The organism is Streptomyces sp. NPDC001135 (genome assembly GCF_053598395.1).
This window is the reverse complement of sequence record NZ_JBSFKD010000023.1, coordinates 107,893-128,730: the sequence shown is the minus strand read 5'-3', so window position 1 is coordinate 128,730 and position 20,838 is coordinate 107,893. Positions and strand designations below refer to the sequence as shown.

The 20,838-nt window shown below is 72.9% G+C and carries 6 protein-coding genes; all 6 read right to left on the bottom strand.

Annotated elements, in window-relative coordinates:
• Nucleotides 1-2: 2 nt before the first annotated feature.
• On the bottom strand, nt 3-863 hold the full coding sequence (ddaH, locus tag ACWC94_RS26330; RefSeq protein ID WP_450799517.1) for a dimethylargininase: 861 nt from the start codon (nt 861-863) through the stop codon (nt 3-5).
• Nucleotides 864-1,169: 306 nt separating this feature from the next.
• Entirely contained in the window at nt 1,170-1,535 is a 366-nt protein-coding gene (locus ACWC94_RS26325; RefSeq protein ID WP_450799516.1) for a hypothetical protein, read from the bottom strand.
• A gap of 177 nt (nt 1,536-1,712) precedes the next feature.
• Nucleotides 1,713-2,726: a TauD/TfdA family dioxygenase gene (locus ACWC94_RS26320; RefSeq protein ID WP_450799515.1), complete on the bottom strand. Its 1,014-nt coding sequence runs from the start codon at nt 2,724-2,726 to the stop codon at nt 1,713-1,715.
• Nucleotides 2,727-2,824: 98 nt separating this feature from the next.
• Nucleotides 2,825-3,670 carry a dimethylargininase gene (gene ddaH, locus ACWC94_RS26315; RefSeq protein WP_450799514.1) on the bottom strand — a complete coding sequence of 282 codons (846 nt, stop codon included), beginning with the start codon at nt 3,668-3,670 and terminating at the stop codon, nt 2,825-2,827.
• Nucleotides 3,671-3,750: 80 nt separating this feature from the next.
• Nucleotides 3,751-8,343 (bottom strand): amino acid adenylation domain-containing protein, encoded by a 4,593-nt coding sequence (locus tag ACWC94_RS26310; RefSeq protein WP_450799513.1) that lies wholly within the window; start codon nt 8,341-8,343, stop codon nt 3,751-3,753.
• A gap of 3 nt (nt 8,344-8,346) precedes the next feature.
• Nucleotides 8,347-20,838, bottom strand: coding sequence for an amino acid adenylation domain-containing protein (locus ACWC94_RS26305; protein WP_450799512.1), 12,492 nt, complete (start codon nt 20,836-20,838; stop codon nt 8,347-8,349).

Here is a 20,838-nt window from a genome sequence, read left to right as displayed (position 1 = left end):
CTCTAGGCGGTGGGCTCACGCAGTTCGAGCGTGCAGCACTTGACGCTGCCGCCGCCCTTGAGCAGTTCGGACAGGTCGGCTCCGACCGGCCGGAAGCCGCGTTCCCGCAGTTGGGCCGCGAGGCCCGTGGCGGACTCGGGCAGTACGACGTTCAGGCCGTCGCTCACCGCGTTGAGCCCGAAGACGGCGGCGTCCTGGGGGCCGGCCAGCACCGCGTCGGGGAAGAGTTCCTCCAGAACCGCGAGGCTGCCCGGGCTGAACGCGGCCGGGTTGTAGGCGATCTCGTCCGTGTCCAGGACCGTGAGGGCCGTGTCCAGGTGGTAGTAGGAGGGGTCCGTCAACTGGAGGCTGACGACGGGGCGTCCGAAGAATTCCTGGGCCTCCGCGTGGCCGGCCGGGGAACTCCTGAAGCCGGTGCCCGCCAGAATCCAGCTGCCCGTGCAGAGGAAGTCTCCCTCGCCCTCGTTGACGTGTTCGGGATAGTGCAGCTCCGTGAATCCGTTCGAACGGAACCAGTCCAGGTATGCCGGGCCTTCCGGAACCCGCTCGGCGTTACGGAAGTGCGCGCCGAGCACTTTGCCGTCGACCACCGTGGCGCCGTTGGCCGCGTACACCATGTCCGGCAGCCCCGGCAGAGGATCGATGAGGTCCACACGGTGTCCGAGGTCCAGGTACAGCCGCCGCAGTCTCTCCCACTGGGCGACGGCCAACTCGGTGTCCACGGGCTTGTCCGGGTCCATCCACGGGTTGATCGAGTACGTGACCTCGAAGAAGGAGGGACGGCACATCAGGTACCGGCGCGGACGTGCCTGCCGGCCGGGTCGGGACGCCGGGCCTGCGGAAGACGGGATCGGTGCGGTCATGTCCTACAGACTGCCGCCGCGGAACAACGCCCACCATGTCTTTAAGGCGACGTGAAATGAGCCTGATCAGCAGCGCCCGAAGCGTCACCGGGAAATACCGGGGGCGGCTTCTTTCGTTTTCGGCGGGCGGGGACGGCCGGGCACGGCAAAGGGCGCCTCAAGACCGGGGGATTGTCCTGAGGCGCCCTGTCAGCCGGGCGCGGGGATGCAACGGGGAATGTGCCATTCCCGGCGACCGGCCGGGTGTGCGGTGAGCGTTTCACTCGCCCCGCGCCACCCGGGCTTTGCGACCCGTGATTCCAGGGGTCAGTATTTCTTGGAGTCGGTGCAGGTCTTCCGTAATTCCCTGAGCCGGTCGTTCTGTTCGGTGAGGTAGCCCAGCACGGTTCGGGCCCCGCTGTCCTTCGGCTCGGCCCGGCGCAGTGATCGGGCGGTGGACTCGATGGCCTTGCGCAGGTCGCCGTCCGGAGCCTGCCTCGCAAGCTCGTCGAGCTTGTCCGCACGCTCACGTACGTCCTTGCGGGCCTTGGCGGCGTCGTCGGGGAACGGGTTGAAGAAGGACAGTCCCAGCACCTTGGCGCACACCTCGACCCGGTCCGCCGTCTTGGCCTCGGGCTTGCACGCGGTCACTCCAAGGGACAGCGAACAGACGGCGGCCAGGGACAGCGCCACCCATGGACCCGGACGTCGACGCGCTCGGGCCGTACTCCCTCGTGCTGCCAACGTTTCCACCGCGGCGGCTCCTCTGCTCTGCGTCTTCGGACGGGCTTCATCGTCCCTCGCGGGGGCCGCGTCGCACACGGGTGCGGATGCCCAGAACGGAGGTGCAGTGCGCTGCACCATCACGCCTCAGAGGTCCTGGCTCACATGGAGGTCGGACATGGCCACCAGGATGCGACGGTCGCCGGTGAACGGCTCCCGGGCGTGGGTGGCCAGGAAGTTGTCGACCACGAGGACGTCCCCACGCTGCCAGGGCAGCGACACCGCGGCTTCCTTGTACAGGTTGCCGATCAGTTCCACGGCCTCGTCCTCGATGGGGGTGCCGTCGCCGTAGAACGCGTTGCGGGGCACCCCCTGCGGGCCGTACTCGTCCAGGAGGTAGTCCGCCACCTCGTCGGGGAGGGTGGAGACGTGCCACATGTGCGCGTGGTTGAACCACACCGTCTCGCCCGTGTGCGGATGCCGGGCCACGGCCTGGCGGACCGAGCGGGTGCGCAGCCCGTCGTCGCCGACCCAGGTGAACTCGGTGTGCGAGGCGCGGCAGTACGCCTCCACCTCCGCCCGGTCGGTGGTCTGGAAGACGTCCTGCCAGGGGATGTCCAGCCCGGGGCTGTAGTTGCGCACGTAGCTGACGCCGTGGCGCTGGAAGCGCTCGCGTATCTCCGCGGGGATCTTCGGGAAGACCGCGCGTTCGCTGGCCACGGGGGTGGCGCCGCCGTGCGGGGACGGGCGGTCTCCGTAGAAGTACAGGACGCTCGGCCAGTTGTGGGAGTACGACATCTCGTGGTGGAAGGCGATCCACAGGTCGGCGGCCAGCTCGGTGGAGGTGAAGACCTTGTCGGCGATCTCGGTGCGCGGCGCCGCCCGTTCCAGATAGTCGAGCAGGTCGGGCGAGTACGCACGGGCGGCGCTCCCGAAGTCCTCGGGGTCCTCGACCGCGAAGCCGCGGAACAACAGGGCGCCGTGGCGCCGGAGTTCCTCGCCCAGACGCGCGCGGTTGGTGCTGATCCACTGGTCCAGGCGCACCCCCGGCTCGGTGGCCTCGATGCGCAGGAGGAAGGGCTCGGGGTCCACGGGGGCGGTCACCACCCGGCCGCCGGCGAAGGACGTTCCCGGGTCGGACGTGGTGTTCTGCTGGGTCACGAAGGGTCTCCAGTCGGTGGAAGGTGAAGGCACGGAGGCCGGGGTGAGGGCGGGAAGGGCGCGGCGGGTCCGGCGGTCCCGCCCTCGGCGCCACGGCGTCAGGCAGCGGGCTCGCGCACCTCCAAGGTGCAGCACTTCACGCTGCCGCCGCCCTTGAGGAGCTCGCTCAGGTCGATGCCGATCGGCTCGAAGCCGCGCTCGCGCAGCTGCCGCGCCAGGCCGGTGGCCGCCTCGGGCAGCACCACGTACCGTCCGTCGCTGACGGCGTTCAGCCCGAAGACCGCCGCGTCCTCCGGGGAGGCCTGCACCGCGGCGGGGAACAGCCGCTCCAGCACGGCGCGGCTGCCCGGGGAGAACGCCCGCGGGTTGTACATCACCTCGTCGTCGGACAGCACCGCGAGCGCGGTGTCCAGGTGGTAGTAGCGCTCGTCGGTCAGCACCAGGCCGATGACGGGACGGCCGAAGAACTCCTGGGCCTCGGCGTGCGACTCGGGCGCGCTGCGAAAGCCGGTGCCGGCCAGTATCCGGCTCCCGGCCACCAGGAAGTCGCCCTCGCCCTCGTTGATGTGGGCGGGGTCGTGCAGTTCGGTGAAGCCGTGGTCCCCGAACCAGGCGAGGTGGGCCGGCCCCTCGGCGGACCGCTCGGCGTTGCGGAAACGGGCACCGAGGACCTTGCCGTCGACCACCGTGGCGCCGTTGGCCGCGTAGACCATGTCGGGGTATCCCGGGAGCGGGTCGATCAGCTCCACCTCGTGCCCCAGCTCCAGATACAGCGCCCGCAGCTTCTCCCACTGGGCGACGGCCAGGCCGGTGTCCACCGGCTTGGCCGGGTCCATCCACGGATTGATGCGGTAGGTGACGTCGAAGTACGTGGGACGGCACATGAGGTAGCGGCGCCGACGGGCCTCACGGGCGGGCGCGGTGGACTGCGCTCGGTGCGTCATGTCTCTCCTGAACAGGCGTGGGTGGACTGGCGATGGTGGGGCAGGCAGGAGCACACGGTGTGTGCCGCGCGCGACGGTGTTCAGGCGGTCTCGCGCACCAGCTCGCGCAGGCCGTCCACCATGCCCCTCAGCAGCCCGGCGACGGATTCCCCGGTGTACCGGCCGACGGGATAGGCGCAGCTGAACTCCATCCGCCCGTCCTCCACCGAACCCACCACGTCCAGCGGGTACACCCGTCGCTCCGCGGGCTCGTGCTCCGCGCCGCCGTGCGGGACGGGGCGCACCACCAGCTCGTCGCCCGTGAACGCGGAGCCGAACTGCCCCAGATAGTTGAAGCCGACGAGCGCCCGCACCGGCTCCAGCGGTGTGCGGCCGGGGGCGAGATGGCGCAGTGCGCCGTAACCGATGCCGTGCTGTGGCACCGCGCGCAGCTGCCGCTTGACCGTGCGGACCGCCACGGGCATCGGTGCGTCGGCCGGCACGGCCAGGTGCACCGGATGGGCGGCGGTGAACCAGCCGACCGTCCGGGACAGGTCGACACCCTCCAGGATGTCCTCCCGGCCGTGGCCCTCCAGCTCGATCAGTGTGCGCTCCTGACCGGTCCAGGCGGTCAGTGCCCGCCCGAGCGCGGCCAGCAGCACCTCGTTGATGCGCGCGCGGTACCTCCCGGGAACCCGGCGCAACAGCGCGTCGGTCTCCTCCGCGCCGAGCCGCTCCCGCACCGCCCCGGCGTCGGCGACCCGTCCCGGATCGGGGGTCCCGGGGGCGTTCGCCGTGGTGGCCCGCCAGTGCTCGGCCTCGGCGTCGAAGCCGCCCGCCGCCGTGAACTCGCCCAGGCGTCGCGCCCACTGCCCGAAGGATGTGCTGCGCGGGCCGAGGTCGGCGTCCTTGCCGGCCGACAGCTGCCCGTACGCGATCCGCAGGTCGTCCAGCAGGACGCGCCAGGAGACACCGTCCACGGCCAGGTGGTGCACCGTGAGGAAGAGCCGGGGTGCCCGGCCGCTGCCCAGGTCGAACAGCACCGCGCGCAGCAGCGGCCCCTCGGTGATGTCCAGGCCCGTCTGGGCGGCCAGCACCGCCTCGTCCACGCGGCCGGACACCTCCTCGTCCGGGATGCCGGACAGGTCGAGCCGTGCGAAGTGCCAGCGGCCCTCGGCGTGCTCGGTGACCTCCTGCCGCCACCGGCCGTCGGCGCGGGTGAAGCGCAGCCGCAGCGCGTCGTGGCGGCCGACGAGGGCCTCGAGCGCGGCACGCAGGGCGGCGGCGTCGGTGTCCGACGCGAGTTCGAGCATGACGGACTGGTTGAAGTGGTGCGGATTGACGGTATGGGTGTCGAAGAACCAGTGCTGCACGGGGGTCAGCGGCACCGGCCCGGTGTCCGGCTGCTCGTCCTGCGGCGCTCCGGCGGTGTCGGCGGTGCGCATCACTTCGGCGAGCCGGGCCACTGTCCTGAGCTGGAAGAGTTCCTTGACCGTGAGCTCCCATCCGGCCTGCCGGGCACGGGAGACCACCTGTGTGGACAGGATGGAGTCTCCGCCGAGGTCGAAGAAGCCGTCATGCACGCCGACCCGCTCCACGCCCAGGACGGTGCGGAAGATCTCCGCCAGGGACTCCTCCCGTCCGGTGCGCGGTGCCACGTGCTCCTGCCGCGCGGTCACCGGCATGCCGGCCAGCGCACGCCTGTCCACCTTGCCGTGCGCGGTCAGCGGCAGCCGGTCCAGCACGGCGAAGGCCGACGGGACCATGAACTCCGGGAGCAGCGCGGTCAGTTCGTCGTACAGCCGTCCGGGGTCGAGTTCGCTGCCCGCGGCCGGCACCACATAGCCGACCAGTTGCTTGCGCCCGCCGTGCGCCAGTGCCAGGACACACGCCTGGTCCACGCCGGGCAGCCGCGCCAACACGGTCTCGATCTCGCCCAGTTCGATCCTGAACCCGCGGATCTTGACCTGGTCGTCGGTGCGTCCCCGGAAGTCGATGTCCCCGCCGGGGAGCCAGGCGCCCAGGTCACCGGTGCGGTACAGCCTGGCGCGGGGGTTGTCGCTGAAGGGATGGCGTACGAAGCGCTCCTCGGTCAGGCCGGGGCGGTCGAGGTAGCCCTTGGCCACCCCCCGTCCGCCGATGTAGAGCTCGCCGGTCACGCCGACGGGCACCGGCCGCAGCTCCTCGTCCAGGACGTAGACCTCCACTCCCGGGATCGGTTTCCCGATGGGCAGCCGGGCCGCCGCCGCGGGGATCTCGCCCTCGAACAGGGTCGCGCCGACGGTGGTCTCGGTGGGCCCGTAACCGTTGACGAAGCGGTGCCGGCCCGACCAGGCGCGGGCCAGTTCGATCGGACAGCGGTCACCGACCGCCAGCACGGTGGAGCCGGCGGCGAGGTCGGCCGGGTCCAGTGCCGCGAGTGCCGCGGGCGGCAGACTCAGCAGCACCGGGCCGCCCTTGGCCAGACGGGTGACCAGTTCGGGGCCGATGGCGTCGGCTCCGCGTTCGGGCAGGCACAGCGTGGCGCCGGAGGTGAGCGCGACGAAGGTCTCCCACACGGCGCCGTCGAAGCTGTGCGAGGACAGCTGGAGCACCCTGCTGCCCGCACCGAGCCCGAACCGGCGGGAGGTGGCCGTGACCATGTTGACCAGTCCGCGATGGCGGAGCAGCACACCCTTGGGGGTACCGGTGGATCCGGAGGTGTAGATGACGTACGCCAGCGCCTCCGGCTCCACCCACGGCTCGGCGATGGCGGGCGCGGCCGTGCCGGTGCCGGGCCAGGGCTCGTCCACGGCGACCGCGCGGGTGGCCGAGCCCGCGAAGTCGTCCAGCAGGGAGCGCTGGGTCAGCACGACCGGCGCCTTGGTCTCCGAGATCATCAGTGCCCGTCTGGCGGGTGGGAAGGCGGCGTTCAGCGGGAGGAAGGCGGAACCCGTCTTCAGGGCGGCGAGGGTGGCCACCACCAGGTCCGGGCCGCGCTCGAGGCAGATGCCCACCACAGAGCCGGCCGCAACTCCCGACGCGGTCAGCCGCCGGGCCAGCTCCGCGGCCCTCTCCTCCAGTTCGCCGTAGGTCAGCCGGTGGTCACCGCACTCCACGGCGACCACCCCGGGGTGCTCGGCCGCGCGCCGGGCGATCAGTTCGTGCACGCACACGTCGTCGGTGTCCGGTGCGGGGGTACGGGCCCAGTCGGCGGTCAGCCGCCGGTGCTCGTCATCGGTGAGCAGCGTCAGCTCCGCCAGCGGCCGGTCGGGGGTGGCCGCGATCGAGCCGAGCAGCGTCACGAGGTGCCCGCACAGCCGCCGCACCGTGGCGGCGTCGAACAGGTCGCCGCTGTACTCCACGTCCACGCCCAGCGAGCCGTCGGACCGCTCCTCGAAGCCCAGGACCAGGTCGAAGCCCGTGCTGGCCTGGGGAAGCCGGTACTGCTCGACCTCCAGTCCGCTGAGCTCCAGGCGCGCTTCCGGGGCGTTCTGCAGGACGATCAGCACCTGCGCCAACGGCATCCGCCCCGCGTCCCGCTCGGGCTGCACCGCGTCCACCACCTGCTCGAAGGGCACGTCCTCGTGCTGGAAGGCGTCCAGCACGGACTCGCGGGTGGACGCCAGAAGGGCGGCGAACGGCATGCCGGGCTCGACCTGGGCACGGAGCACCAGGGTGTTCAGGAAGAAGCCGATGACCTCCTCCAGGCCGGGGTGCTTGCGCCCGGCCACAGGCGTGCCGACGGCGATGTCGGACTGCCCCGTCCAGCGGGCCAGCAGCACCTGGGTGGCCGCGGTCAGCGTCATGAACAGCGTGGCCCCGCACCGCCGGGACAGCGCGCGCAGCCCGTCGGCCACCCCGGCCGGTACGTCGACGGACTCCACGTCCCCCGCCGAGGTCCGTACGGCGGGCCGGGGCCGGTCGGCGGGCAGTTCCAGCGGCGTCAGACCGGTCAGCCGGCCCTTCCAGTAGTCCAGCGACCGTGCCAGCGAGGCCTGCGACAGCTGGGCGCGCTGCCACACCGCGAAGTCGGCGTACTGCAGCGGCACCGGAGCCAGGGCGGCGGCCCGGCCCTCTCGTCCGGCCCGGTACAGCTCGCCGAGCTCCCGGGTGAAGATGCTCAGCGACCAGCCGTCGTGGTTGATGTGGTGCAGGGTCAGTACGAGGATGTGCTCCCGCTCCGCCAGGCGGACCAGCAGGGCCCGCAGCAGGGGGCCGGTGCGCAGGTCGAAGGGCCGGGCCAGGTCCCGCGACACCGCGCGGTCCAGCTCGGCCTGCCGGCCGGGATCCACGAGATGGCTCAGGTCGAGCTGCTCGCAGGGGACTTCGGACGCGTCGTGCGGGATCTGCACCGGCCTTCCGTCGACCGAGTCGAAGGTGGTGCGCAGGGCCTCGTGCCGCCGCACCACACCGGTGAGGGCGCTCCGCAGTGCCCCGGCGTCGAGCTCACCGGTCAGCCGCAGTCCGAAGCAGGAGTTGTAGCCGACCGCGTCGGGCTCCAACTCGCTCAGGAACCACAGGCGTTGCTGGGAGAAGGACATCGGCAGCGGTCCGGTTCGCGGCACCGGCGCGATGGCCGGTTCGCCGGCCGTGCCGTCCGCGGTGACCCCGCCGTCATCGCCCTGCCCGGGCGCTCCGGCCAAGCGGCGCTGCAGTTGCTCGCGCAGGTGCGCGGGCAGTGCCGCGATCCTGTCTTCGCGCGATGTGGACACGTCTCACGCCCTCCGTTCCGCGTCGGCAGCGGCGTCCGCTGCGGTTTCCTCGGCGGCGGCCCGCTCCAGCTCCCGCAGCAGCGCCTCCTCGATCAGCTCGGCGAATCCGGCGAGCGTGGGGGTGTCGAGCAGTTCCCGGAACGTGGGCCGGACACCGAAGGCCCGCTTGATCTGGGAGAGGGTCTTCAGGCTGAGGATGGAGTGCCCGCCGAGGGTGAAGAAGTTGTCGTGGGCGCCGACCCGGTCCACCTCCAGGACATCGGCCCAGATCTTCGCCAGCGCCTTCTCCGTGTCGGTGCGCGGCTCCACGAACCCGCAGTCGGCGGCCTGCGGTGCCTCCGCCCGGAGCAGTGCCTCGCGGTCCACCTTGCCGTTGGGGGTGAGCGGGAACTCCGCCAGCGGCACCAGCACGGGCGGCACCATGTAGTCCGGCAGCCGCTCGGCGAGGTGGCCGGTCACCGCCTCGGCGTCGAAGGACGCCGGGTCGGCCACGCGGACGTATCCGGCCAGGCGCGCCGCCTCCGCTTCGCCGCGTACCGCGACCACCGCCTCCGTGACGGCCGGGTGGCCGGTCAGCGCGTGCTCGATCTCGCCGGGCTCGATGCGGTAGCCGCGCAGCTTGATCTGGTGGTCGAGGCGGCCCAGGAACTCCAGCGTCCCGTCGGGCAGCCGGCGCACCCGGTCGCCGGTGCGGTAGAGGCGCTCACCGGATCCGAAGGGGGCCCGTACGAAGGAACCGGCGGTCAGCTCGGGCCGGCCGAGGTACTCCCGGGCCAGCCCGGCACCGGCCAGGCACAGTTCTCCGGGGGCGCCCACCGGCAGTACGTTGAGGTCCTCGTCCAGGACGTAGGCCCGGGTGTTCTGCACCGGGCGGCCCATCACCGGGCGCTCGCTGTCGGCCAGCCGCGCGGTCACGGCGTCCACCGTGCACTCGGTCGGGCCGTAGAAGTTGAAGCTCACGAGCTCCGGGTGGGCGCGCAGCCGGTCCCACAGCTCCTGGCCGACCGGCTCACCGCCCAGGGCCAGCCCGCGCAGCCGCAGCCCGGGCCGCTCCAGCAGACCGGTGCCGGCCAGCTGCTGGACGTAGGACGGCGTGGTCTGCAGGAACTCGATGCCGTGGTCGACGACGTAGTCGGCCAGTGCCTGGACGTCCCGGCGGGTGGTGTCGTCGACGATGTACAGCTCGTTGCCGTCGGCCATCCACAGCACGGGGTTCCACGAGGCGTCGAAGGACGCCGGGGCCAGGTGTGCCACCCGCAGTGCCCCGCCGGCCGCGGTCGCCCGGACGGGACCGAACACCGTACGCCGGTGGCTGTCGAACAGGTTGGACAGGCTCCGGTGCTCGACCACCACGCCCTTGGGGCGGCCGGTCGAGCCGGACGTGTGGATGATGTACGCCGCCGCGTCCGGGGAGACGGCGGTCTCGGGTGCGGTGCCGGGCCGCGCCGCGATCCCCTCCCGCTCCTCGTCCAGGCTCACCACGGTGGCCCGGCCCTGGGGCAGCCGCTCGCGCAGCCGGCCGTGGGTCACCACGACGGGGGCCGCGGTGTCCTCCAGCAGCATGGACAACCGCTCGGCGGGCACCGACGGGTCGACGGGGGTGTAGGTGCCGCCCGCCTTGAGCACGGCCAGGAGCGTCGTGATCAGGTCCGTGCCGCGCTCCAGGAGCACCGCCACCGGGGTCTGGGAGCCGACGCCCCGCTCGGTCAGGTGGTGCGCCAGCCGGTTGGCGGCGGCGTCGAGTTCGGCGAAGGTGAGCCGGCTGTTCCCGTCCACCAGGGCGACGGCGTCCGGGGTGCGCGCCGCCTGCTCGGCGAACAGCTGGTGCACCGGGCGGTCGTCGAACTCGACCCGCGGGCCCTGGTGGGCGGTGAGCACCTCCCGCCGGTGCTCGGCGCTGAGCTCACCGAGCTGGGCGACCGTGCGCTCCGGGGCCTCGGCGATCTCTTCCAGCAGGGCGCGCAGGTCGGACATGACGCGCTCGGCGGTCTCCGGTTCGAACAGCACGGGATCGTAGGCGAGCCGGAAGGCCAGTCGTCCGGCCGGGAACACGGCCAGCACCATCGGGAAGTTGGTGAACTCCAGCGCCTGCGGGTCGCGCAGGCTCACCCCGTACTCGGCGCCCATCTCGCCCTCGTACGGATAGTTCTCGACCACGATGTAGCTGTCGTACAGGCTGGTGCCGGCCGGTACCTGCGCCCAGCCGCGGATCTGCGACAGCGACACGAACTCGTAGCTGCGTGCCTCGGTCTGCTCCTGCTGCAGGCCGGCCAGCCAGTCCAGCAGCCGCCTTCCGCCCTCCACGCGGGTGCGTACGGGGATGTTGTTGATGAAGATGCCGGCGATCGACTCGACGCCGGGCAGATCGGCGGGCCGCCCGGACACCGCCGAGCCGAAGCACACGTCGGTACGCCCCGCATAGCGGGACAGCAGCAGCGCCCAGGCGCCCTGCGCGAGCGTGTTGACCGTGAGCCGGTGGCGCTTGACCAGCTCGCCGAGCCGGTCGGAGGTCTCCTGGGGAAGCTGGAAGGAGACCCGGGCCCGCGAGCCGGTCCACTCGGTGCCCGGCAGGTCGTGGTCGACGGGCAGCGGGGTCGGCTCGGTGTGGCCCTCCAGCACCCGGCGCCAGTGCCGCTCGGCCGCCCGCGGGTCCTGGCGGTCCAGCCAGGCCACGTAGTCGCGGAAGGGCCGCCGGGCCGGCAGCGGGCCCTGCTTGAGGCCGCGCACCCGCAGGTAGTGCTCCAGCAGCTCGGCCAGGAGATCCGCGCTGCTCCAGCCGTCCAGCAGCACATGGTGCGAGGTCCACACGGTACGGACGCTGCGCTCCGTCTCGGCGATCAGGGTGACCCGGGACAGCGGCGCGACCGTCAGGTCCATGCTGCGGGCCCGCTCCTCGTCCAGCAGCTTCTCGAAGCGCTCGGCGCGTTCGGTCCCGGTGAGGCCGGTCCAGTCCCTGACCTCCACCGGCATCCGTACGCCGTGGTGCACCACCTGCAGCGGGTCGTCCACGTTCTCCCAGACGACGGCGGTGCGCAGGATCGGGTTGCGGTCGGTCAGCCGCTGCCAGGCCTCGGCCAGGGCGGGCAGGTCGTCGACGCCGTCCAGGACGAAGGACAGGTGGCCCAGGTAGATGCCCTCGCCCTCGCCCTCGGTGAGGCTGTGGAACAGCAGCCCGCTCTGCATGGGCGTCAGCGGGTACAGGTCGTCGATGCGGCCGCCGTGCTCGGCGAGCTGGTCCAGCGTCCGCTGGTCCACCCGTGCCAGCGGGAAGTCCGAGGGCGTGGCGCCGCCCGTCCCGGCCTGGGCACAGTGCGCGACGATGCCGCGCAGGGCGTCCGCGAACCGCTCGCCGAACCGCTCGACGGTCGCGGTGTCGTGCACGTCCGCGGAGTGGAACAGGGTGATCTCCAGCCGGCCGGCCCGGACCTGGGCGACGATGTCGAGGAGGTACTCCAGGGTCTCCTCGGGTGCCTGCTCCGTGCCGAAGCCCAGCCGGACGTCGTGGACCAGTGCTCCGCCGGCCGCCGGCTCGTCGGCCTGGCCGAGGTAGTTGAAGCAGATCTGCGCGCGGGGGGCCTCGGCAAGGATCTCGGCGGGCGAGCCGGCCGGGCTCAGGTGGCGCAGCGCGCCGTAGCCGATGCCGCGCCGCGGCACCGCGCGCAGCTGTTCCTTGACCGACTTCAGCCGCTCACCCCAGTCCTCGCCCGACGGGGTCAGAGCCACGGGGAAGCCGCTGGTGAACCAGCCGGCCGTACGGCTGGTGTCGACGTCGTCGAAGAGGTCCTCGCGGCCGTGGCCCTCCAGGTCGAACAGCACGCTCCGCCTGCCGGTCCAGTCGGCCAGCGCGGTGCCGAGCGCGGTGAGCAGGACGTCGTTGACCTGGGTGCGGTAGGTGGCCGGGACGTCGTGCAGCAGCGCCCGGGTGTCCTCCTCACCGACGGACACCCGCACCTCTCCCGCGGAGGCGACCGTCGCCCGGCCGCGGCGGTCGACCGGCAGGTCCGGTTCGGCCCGGCGGCCGGTGGCCACCCAGTGGTCGAGCTCGTCGTCGAAGCCTCCCGCCGCGGTGTGTTCGGACAGCCGCAGCGCCCAGTCGCGGAAGGACGTGGTCTTCTCCCCCAGGTCCACCGCCTCGCCCGCTGCCGCCTGCGCGTAGGCGGTCTCCAGGTCGGTGAGCAGCAGCTGCCAGGACACCGCGTCGACGACGAGGTGGTGGGCCGTCAGGAAAAGCCGGGAAGCGCGGCCTTGGCCCAGGTGGAAGAGGGCCGCGCCGACCGGGCGGCCGGCGGCGAGGTCGAAGCCGGCCTGGAGGCGTGCCGCGGCCTGGTGCATGGCCTCCTCGGGCGCGTCGTGCCCGGACAGGTCCAGTTCCTCCAGCGGCCAGCCGGTGCCCGCCGGTGTCACCTCCTGCTGCCAGCGTCCGTACGAGGAGCTGTAGCGGGCCCGCAGTTGGTCGTGGTGGTCCAGCAGGGCGTCGAGGGCGCGGCGCAGCGCGGCACCGTCCGGTGTCCCGGACAGCGTGACGAGCACCGACAGGGCGCTGTGGTGGGGTGCGGCCGAGTGGCGGTCGAAGAAGGTGCGCTGGATCGGGGTCAGCGGCACCCGGCCCACCACGGGCTCGGCGCGCGTGGTGCCGGCGGCTTCCCCCGCCGCCTGGACGGCGGTCGTCGCGAACGCCAGCTCGGCGACCGTCTGGTGGGCGAACAAGTCCTTGGACGACAACGTAATCCCCTTCTGCCGTGCTCGGGTCACGACTTGGATGCTCAAGATGGAGTCGCCTCCGAGGTCGAAGAAGTTGTCCTCGACCCCCACCCGGTCGACGCGCAGGACCTCGGCCCACACCTCGGCGAGGGCCTCCTCCACCGGGTCGCGTGGCGCCACGTGCCCGGTGCCGCGTGCCGCCTCCGCGTCGGGGGCCGGCAGGGCGCGACGGTCGACCTTGCCGTTCGCGTTCAGGGGCAGCGCGGCCATTTCGACGAACACCGCGGGCACCATGTACCTCGGCAGTGTGTCCTCGAGGTGGGCGCGCAGCTCCGCCGGGGCGAACGACTGCCCGGGCGCGGGCACGGCATAGCCGGCCAGGCGGGCCGGGGTTCCGCCGTCGGTCCGTGCGGCGACCACCGCGTCGGCCACCGCGGGATGCCGCCGCATGGCGGCCTCGACCTCGGCCAGTTCGATCCGGAAGCCCCTGATCTTGACCTGGTCGTCGGCCCGGCCGGCGAACTCGATGTCGCCGTCGGCCCGTCGGCGGACCAGGTCGCCCGTGCGGTACAGCCGGGCTCCGGGGTCGGGGGAGAACGGGTCGGGCACGAACCGTTCCTCCGTCAGCTCGGGCCGGTTCAGATAGCCCCGGGCCACGCCGGGGCCGCCGAGGTACAGCTCGCCCACGACACCTGCCGGGACGGGCTGCCGCGCCTCGTCGAGCACATAGGTGCGGGCACCGGGAATCGCCTGCCCGACCGGCACACCGGGGCCGTCCGGCAGCCGGTCGGCACGCACGCGGTACGCACAGGACTCGACGGTGGCCTCGGTGACGCCGTAGGAGTTGAGGACCTCGGTGCCCTCGGCGACCTGCGCCAGGAGCCGTCGGCAGTCCTGTGTCCGCCAGTTGTCGGAGCCGACGGCGAGCACGCGCAGCGGCGGCAGCCCGGTGCCCCGGCGCTCGGCCTCCTCGACCAGCGCGTTGGCCAGCGACGGCACGGTCTCCATGTGGGTGACGCGGGCCCCGCGCATCAGGTCCAGTAGCTGCCCGGGGTCGGTGGTGGCCTCGGCGGGCGCGATGACCAGCGTGCCGCCGTGGCACAGGGCGTGCACCAGGTCGGAGACGAACACGTCGAAGGACATGCTGGCGACGTTGAGCTGGCGGGCGGGCGGCGCGTCCGCGAGCCGGTACACCCGCTTCCAGGACTCGGCGGCGCACACGACACCGCGGTGCTCGACCATGACGCCCTTGGGCCGCCCGGTGGAACCGGAGGTGTAGATGACGTACGCGAGGTGGTCGGGGGTGACCGCGGACCGCGGGGTTTGTGCGGGGAGCCGGGCGATCCGCGGCCACTCCTCGTCCAGCCGGAGCACCGGCACGTCACCCGGCAGCCGGCCGGCCACCGCGGACTGGGTGAGGACCAGCTCGGCGGCGCTGTCGGTCAGCACGTACTCCAGCCGCTCGGCGGGGTGCGCCGGGTCCAGTGGCAGATAGGCGCCGCCGGCCTTGAGCACCCCCAGCAGGGCCACGACCATGTGCAGCCCGCGCTCCACGCAGATGGCGACCACCGAGTCCGGGCCCACGCCGCGCGCCGCCAGCTCCTGCGCCAGCCGGTCGGCCGTCTCGTCCAGTTCGGCGTAGGTGAGCGAGGCCGCGCCGTAGACCACCGCCTCGGACTGCGGGGTGCGCCGGGCCTGCCGGGCGATCAGGTCGTGCAGGCAGCTGTCCTCGTCGAAGGCGAGGGGGGAGCCGCTCAGGTCGCCGAGCAGCCGGCTCCGCTCCCGTTCGGAGAGCATGGGCAGCTCCGCCACGGGCCGGTCCGGGCCGTGGGCCATGCCGCGCAGCAGTCCTGCCAGGTGCTCGGCCATCCGTGTCACGCGGTCCTGGTCGAACAGGGCGGGGTCGTAGGCGAGTTGCAGGGCGAGCCGGTCCCCGTCGAGGTAGGCGGTCAGGTCCAGCGGGTAGCTGGTGGTGTCCACCGCGGTGACGCCGGTGACCGCCAGGCCGTGCGCGGCCGCCGCCCCCTCGTTGCCCGGGTAGTTCTCGAAGACGACGATGCTGTCGAAGAGCCGGGTGCCGCGCGGCAATTCCGAGGCGGCCTGTATCTGAGGGAGCGAGGCGTACTCGTAGCGCCGGGACTCGACCTGCTCCTCCTGCAGCCGCCGCAGCCAGGCCAGCAGGTTGTCGTCCTTGGCCACCCGGGTGCGTACGGGCAGGGTGTTGAGGAAGTTGCCGACCATCTCCGCCACGCCCGGGAGGTCGGCCGGGCGCCCGGAGACGGTGGCGCCGAAGCAGACGTCCTCCTCGCCGCTGTAGCGGGACAGCAGCAGCGCCCAGGCTCCCTGGACCACGGTGTTGAGGGTGAGCCGGTGGCGGCGGGCGCACTCGGTGAGTGCGGCGGAGTGCTCGGGTGCGAGCTCCACACGGACCCGCTCGGCGGCCTCGGACTGGTGGCCCGGAGCGGGGCGGCGGTCGTAGGGCAGCGGGGTGGGCGAGTGCAGCCCGGCCAGCGCGCGGTGCCAGTGCTCCTCGGCGCGGGCGGTGTCCTGGCCACCGAGCCACCGCACATAGTCGCGGAACGGGGGCCGGGTCCGGACGGCCTCAGGCGGTGCCGTGCCGTCGACGAGGGCGCGGTAGCGGGCGAAGACGTCGCCGAGGATCCGGGACGTGCTCCAGCCGTCGAGGACGATGTGGTGGAAGGTCCACACGACGCGTACGGCGCTGTCGCTCTCCCGGGCCAGTACCACCCGGGTCAGCGGACCGCGGGACAGGTCCATGCCGGCGCGCCGCTCCTCGGCCGTCAACGCGCCGAGCAGCCGGGTCCGTTCGTCCTGTCCGTGGCCGCGCCAATCCAGGATGCGGACGTCCAGCCGGGTGTCGCGCCGTACGACCTGCAGGGGGCGTTCGACACCTTCCCACACCAGGTGGGTGCGGAGGGCCTCGGTCTCCTCGGCCACCCGCTGCCAGGCCGTCTTCAGCGCGTCGGCGTCGCCGGCGCCTTCGAGGAGGAAGGAGACATGGTCGAGGTAGGCGCCGTCCGGTTCGGTGAGCGCGTGGAAGAGCATGCCGCTCTGCATGGGCGTGAGCGGGTAGATGTCCTCGGTCTGGGTGCCGGCCCCTGCCAGCAGATCCACCGTGGCCTGGTCGAGGCCGGCCAGCGGGAAGTCGGACGGGGTGGCGCCGCCGGTGTCCGGGCGCAGACAGTGCTCGATCAGGGTGCGCACCGCGCCGACCAGGCCGTCGGCAAGGGCCCGCACGGTCGCCTCGTCGTGCACGTCACGCGAGTAGTAGAGGGTGAACTCCAGTTCGCCGCCGCGTACTTCGCCGACGATGTCCAGCAGGTGCGGGCGCTCCTCCAGCGGGCTGTGGTCGCGGCCGAAGTCGAAGGCGAGGGCCGCGTACAGTCCGTCGCCGCCGGTGTCCTGCCACTGCCCCAGGTAGTTGAAGCTGACGGCGGGGGAACACCCGGGCAGGGCGGCCCGGCCGTCGGTCAGGTAACGCAGCGCCCCGTAGCCGACGCCGCGCTGCGGAACCGCCCGCAGGCTCTCCTTCGTCGATTTGATCAGCTCGCCCGCCCCGGTTCCGCCGGGGACGGTCAGCAGGACGGGGAAGATCGACGTGAACCATCCCACGGTCCGCGAGACGTCCACGCCGTCGAGGATCTCCTCGCGACCGTGCCCCTCCAGGTCGACGACCACCCGCTCGTCGCCGGTCCACCGGCACAGGGTCTGGCCGAGCGCGGTGAGCAGGATGTCGTTGACCTGGGTGCGGTAGACCGACGGGACCTTGTGCAACAGGGCGTCGGTCGCCTCGGCGTCCAGCCCGGCGCGCACCTGGCGCACCGAGGCCATGGTGTTGCCGCCGTCGCGGTCGACCGGCAACGGCGCGGCCGGGTGGGCGGCCACCTCCCGCCAGTGTTCCAGCTCGGCGTCGAAGCCGCCCGCCGCGGTGTGGGCGGCCAGGCGGCGGGCCCAGTCGCGGAAGGAGACGGTCTTGGCGCCCAGATCCACCGGCCGGCCGGCCGCCGTCCGGGTGAAGGCCCGTTCCAGGTCCTCCAGCAGGATCCGCCAGGACACCCCGTCGACGACCAGGTGGTGGACGGTCAGGAACAGGTGGCACGGCTCGTCCGGTGCCCCGGCGAACAGCAGGGCACGCAGCAGCGGGCCGTCCTCGATGCTGAGCCCGGCCTGGGCCCGTTCGGCCAGCGTGGCCCTGGCGCGGGGCCTTTCTTCGGCGTCCAGGTGGCTCAGGTCGACCCGTTCCAGGGCGATGTCCTCGCCGACGGGCAGGTTGACCTGCCGGAGGCCGGCCCCCTGGCCGGGGAAGCGCATCCGCAGCGCGTCGTGGTGAGCGACCACGGCGCGCAGCGCCGCCGCCAGTGCCCGTTCGTCGGCGTCCGGGGCGAGGGTGAGCAGCACGGACTGGTTGAAGTGGTGGGGGGCGCGGGTGTGGTGGGCGAAGAACCAGTGCTGGACGGGGGTGAGCGGGGCGTCCCCGGTGACCGGGGCGGCGTCGGCGGCGGCGGTGACCGGCACGGCCGCCCGCGCCAGCTCCGCCACGGTCTGCCGGGCGAAGACGTCCTTGGAGGTGAGCTCCCAGCCGGCCTGGCGGGCCTTGGCGACGACCTGGATGCTGAGGATGGAGTCGCCGCCGAGGTCGAAGAAGTTGTCGCGGGTGCCCACGTCCTCGATGCCGAGCACCTCGGACCACACCCGGGCCAGGGCCCGTTCGGCCTCGTCGGCGGGGGCGGTGTGGCCGGTGCCGGGGGTGTGCTGCGCGACGGGTTCGGGCAGGGCGCGCCGGTCCAGTTTGCCGCTGGCGGTGAGGGGGAACTCCGCGAGCACCACGAAGGCGGAGGGCACCAGGTAACCGGGCAGGCGTGCCTCGGCGAAGGCGCGCAGCTCGGCCGGCTCGGGGCCCTCTTCACCGGACCGCCGTACGTAGCCGACCAGTTGCTTGCGGTCGCCGTCCTGGCGCACCAGCGCCACGGCCGCGGCGATCTCCGGGTGCTGTTCGAGCACGGACTCGATCTCGCCCGGCTCGATGCGGTAGCCGCGCACCTTGACCTGGTGGTCGGTGCGGCCCAGGAACTCCAGGGTGCCGTCGGCCCGCCAGCGCACCAGGTCGCCGGTGCGGTACAGGCGGGCTCCGGGGGTGTCGGAGAAGGGGTCGGCGGTGAAGCGTTCCTGCGTCAGCTCGGGAAGGTTGAGATAGCCGCGGGCGACGCCGGGGCCGCCGACGTACAGCTCGCCGGGGACTCCCACGGGAACGGGCGACCGGCGCTCGTCCAGGACGTACACCGAGGTGTTGACGATGGGCCGGCCGATGGGGATCGGGGTGGTCCCGTCGGCCTCGCGGACGTGGTGCCAGGTCGCGAAGGTCGTGGTCTCGGTGGGGCCGTAGCCGTTGACCAGGCGGCCGGGCGGTGCGGTCGCGAGGACCTGGGCCGCCCGGCGCGGGTTGACGGCGTCCCCGCCGAACAGCAGGTTCCGCAGCTTGCCGAACGCGGCCGGGTCGACGGCCGCCACCTGGTCGAACACCCCGGCGGTCAGCCACATGGTGGTGATGCCCAGCCGGTCGACGGCCTCGGTCAGCGCCCGCGCGTCCAGCAGGGTCTCCCGGTCCAGCGGCACCACCCGCGCGCCGGCGGTCAGGGCACCCCAGATCTCGAAGGTGGCGGCGTCGAAGGTGACGTCCGCGGCCTGGGCCACGACATCGTCCGGGTGCAGCGGCGCGTAGTCGGCGCCGCTGACCAGACGGACGATCGACCGGTGCTCGACGACGACGCCCTTGGGGGTGCCGGTGGAGCCGGAGGTGTACAGCACGTACGCCATGTCGCCCGGGCCGACCGCCACCTCGGGGGTGTCCTGCGGTTGGGCGGCGATCGCGTCGGCCTCCGCGTCCAGCAGGACGGTACGGGTCCGGCCGGCGGGCAGCCGGCCGGCCAGGGTCCGGTCGGTCAGGCATACCGGCGCCCGGGTGTCGTCCAGCATGTACGCCAGCCGTTCGGCCGGATGGTCCGGGTCCAGCGGCACATAGGCGCATCCCGCCTTGAGCACGGCCAGCAGGGCCAGGTAGAAGTCCGCGCCGCGCGGCAGACAGACCGCGACATGGGCGCCGGGCCGGGCGCCCTGGGCGATGAGATGGTGGGCGAGCCGGTTGGCGCGCTCCTCCAGTTCGCGGTAGGTGAGCCCGGCCGTCCCGCCGACCGCGATCGCGTCCGGGCTGCGCCGGGCCTGGGCGGCGACCAGGCCGTGCACGGTGGCGTCGGCCGGGTACGGGACGCGGTTGTCGCCCCACTCGCGGGTGAGGGTGCGCAGTTCACCGGCGGTCAGCAGGGGGAGGTCGCCGACCGGGCGGTGCGGGTCGGCCACGATGCCGGCGAGCAGCACGCCCAGGTGCCCGGTGAAGCGGGCCATGGTCCCGGCGTCGAACAGGTCGGTGTTGTACTCGACGGTGCCGGTCAGTTCCCCGGACGCCGTCTCGGCGAACTCCAGTGTCAGGTCGAAGATCGAGGACACGGAGGGCGGGCGGAACTCCGTCACCTCCAGTCCCGGCAGCAGGATCTCCCCGGCGGGGGTGTTCTGCAGGACGACCGCGGCCTGCACCAGCGGGGTGCGGCTGGGGTCCCGCTCGATGCGCAGCGCGTCCACCAGCCGGTCGAAGGGGATGTCCTGGTGGGCCAGGGCGTCCCAGACGGTGTCGGTGACCCGTCCGAGGAAGTCGGTGAAGGGCACGTCGGTGTCCACGTCCGAGCGCAGGACGAGGGTGTTGACGAAGAAGCCGACCAGCGGCTCCAGTTCGCTGCGGTCCCGGCCCATGGTCACGGTGCCCACCGCGATGTCCCGCTGCCGGGAGTAGCGCGCCAGCAGCACCTGCGAGGCGGCCACCAGCACCGAGAACAGCGTGCCGCCGTGCGACTGCCCCAGCTCGGCCAGGCCCCGGGCCACCTCGGCCGGGACGCTGAAGGGGGCCAGTGCCCCGTTGGTGGTGCGTACGGCGGGCCGGGGCCGGTCGGTGGGCAGTTCCAGCGGCTCCACACCGGCCAACGCGTCTTTCCAGAAGGCGAGTTGGGAATCGCGCCGGGCGTCGGTCAGCTGCTCGCGCTGCCAGACGGCGAAGTCGCGGTAGCGCACCGGCAGCTCGGGCAGCCGGTGCTCGCGGCCCTCCAGCGCGACCGCGTAGAGCTCACCCAGTTCGCGGGCGATCACGCCCTTGGACCAGCCGTCGGCCGCTATGTGGTGCATGGTGAGCAGCAGGGTGTGCTCGGCGGCACCCAGCCGCAGCAGCACGGCTCGCAGCAGCGGCCCCTCGACGAGGTCGAAGGGGCGGCTCAGTTCGGCCCGCAACAGCTCGTCCACCCGCGCCTGCCGGGCCTGTGCCGGCAGGCCGCTGAGGTCCTGTGTCTCCGGTTCCACCGGGGCCGCGGGGCGTACGACCTGGTGAGGCCGGCCCTCGACGGCGGCGAAGGTGGTGCGCAGCGGCTCGTGGCGGGCGACGAGCCCGCCGAGTGCGGTGGCGAGTGCCTCGGTGTCCAACTCGCCGCGCAGGCAGAGCCCGACGGACGAGGTGTACTCGATGCCTCCGGACTCGTACCGGTCGAGGAACCACAGCCGCTCCTGGCCGAACGACAGGGGGGCGGGCAGGCTGTCGTCGACGGGCCGGATGGCGGCGGCTTCCGTCTCCGTCCCGGTCCGGTCGTTGAGCCGCTGCTCCAGCAGCGCGTCGAGGGCGTCGTCGTCCCAGTGGTCGAAGTCGTCCGGCTCGGGTGCGCCGGCGTTCCGGTCGTGCAT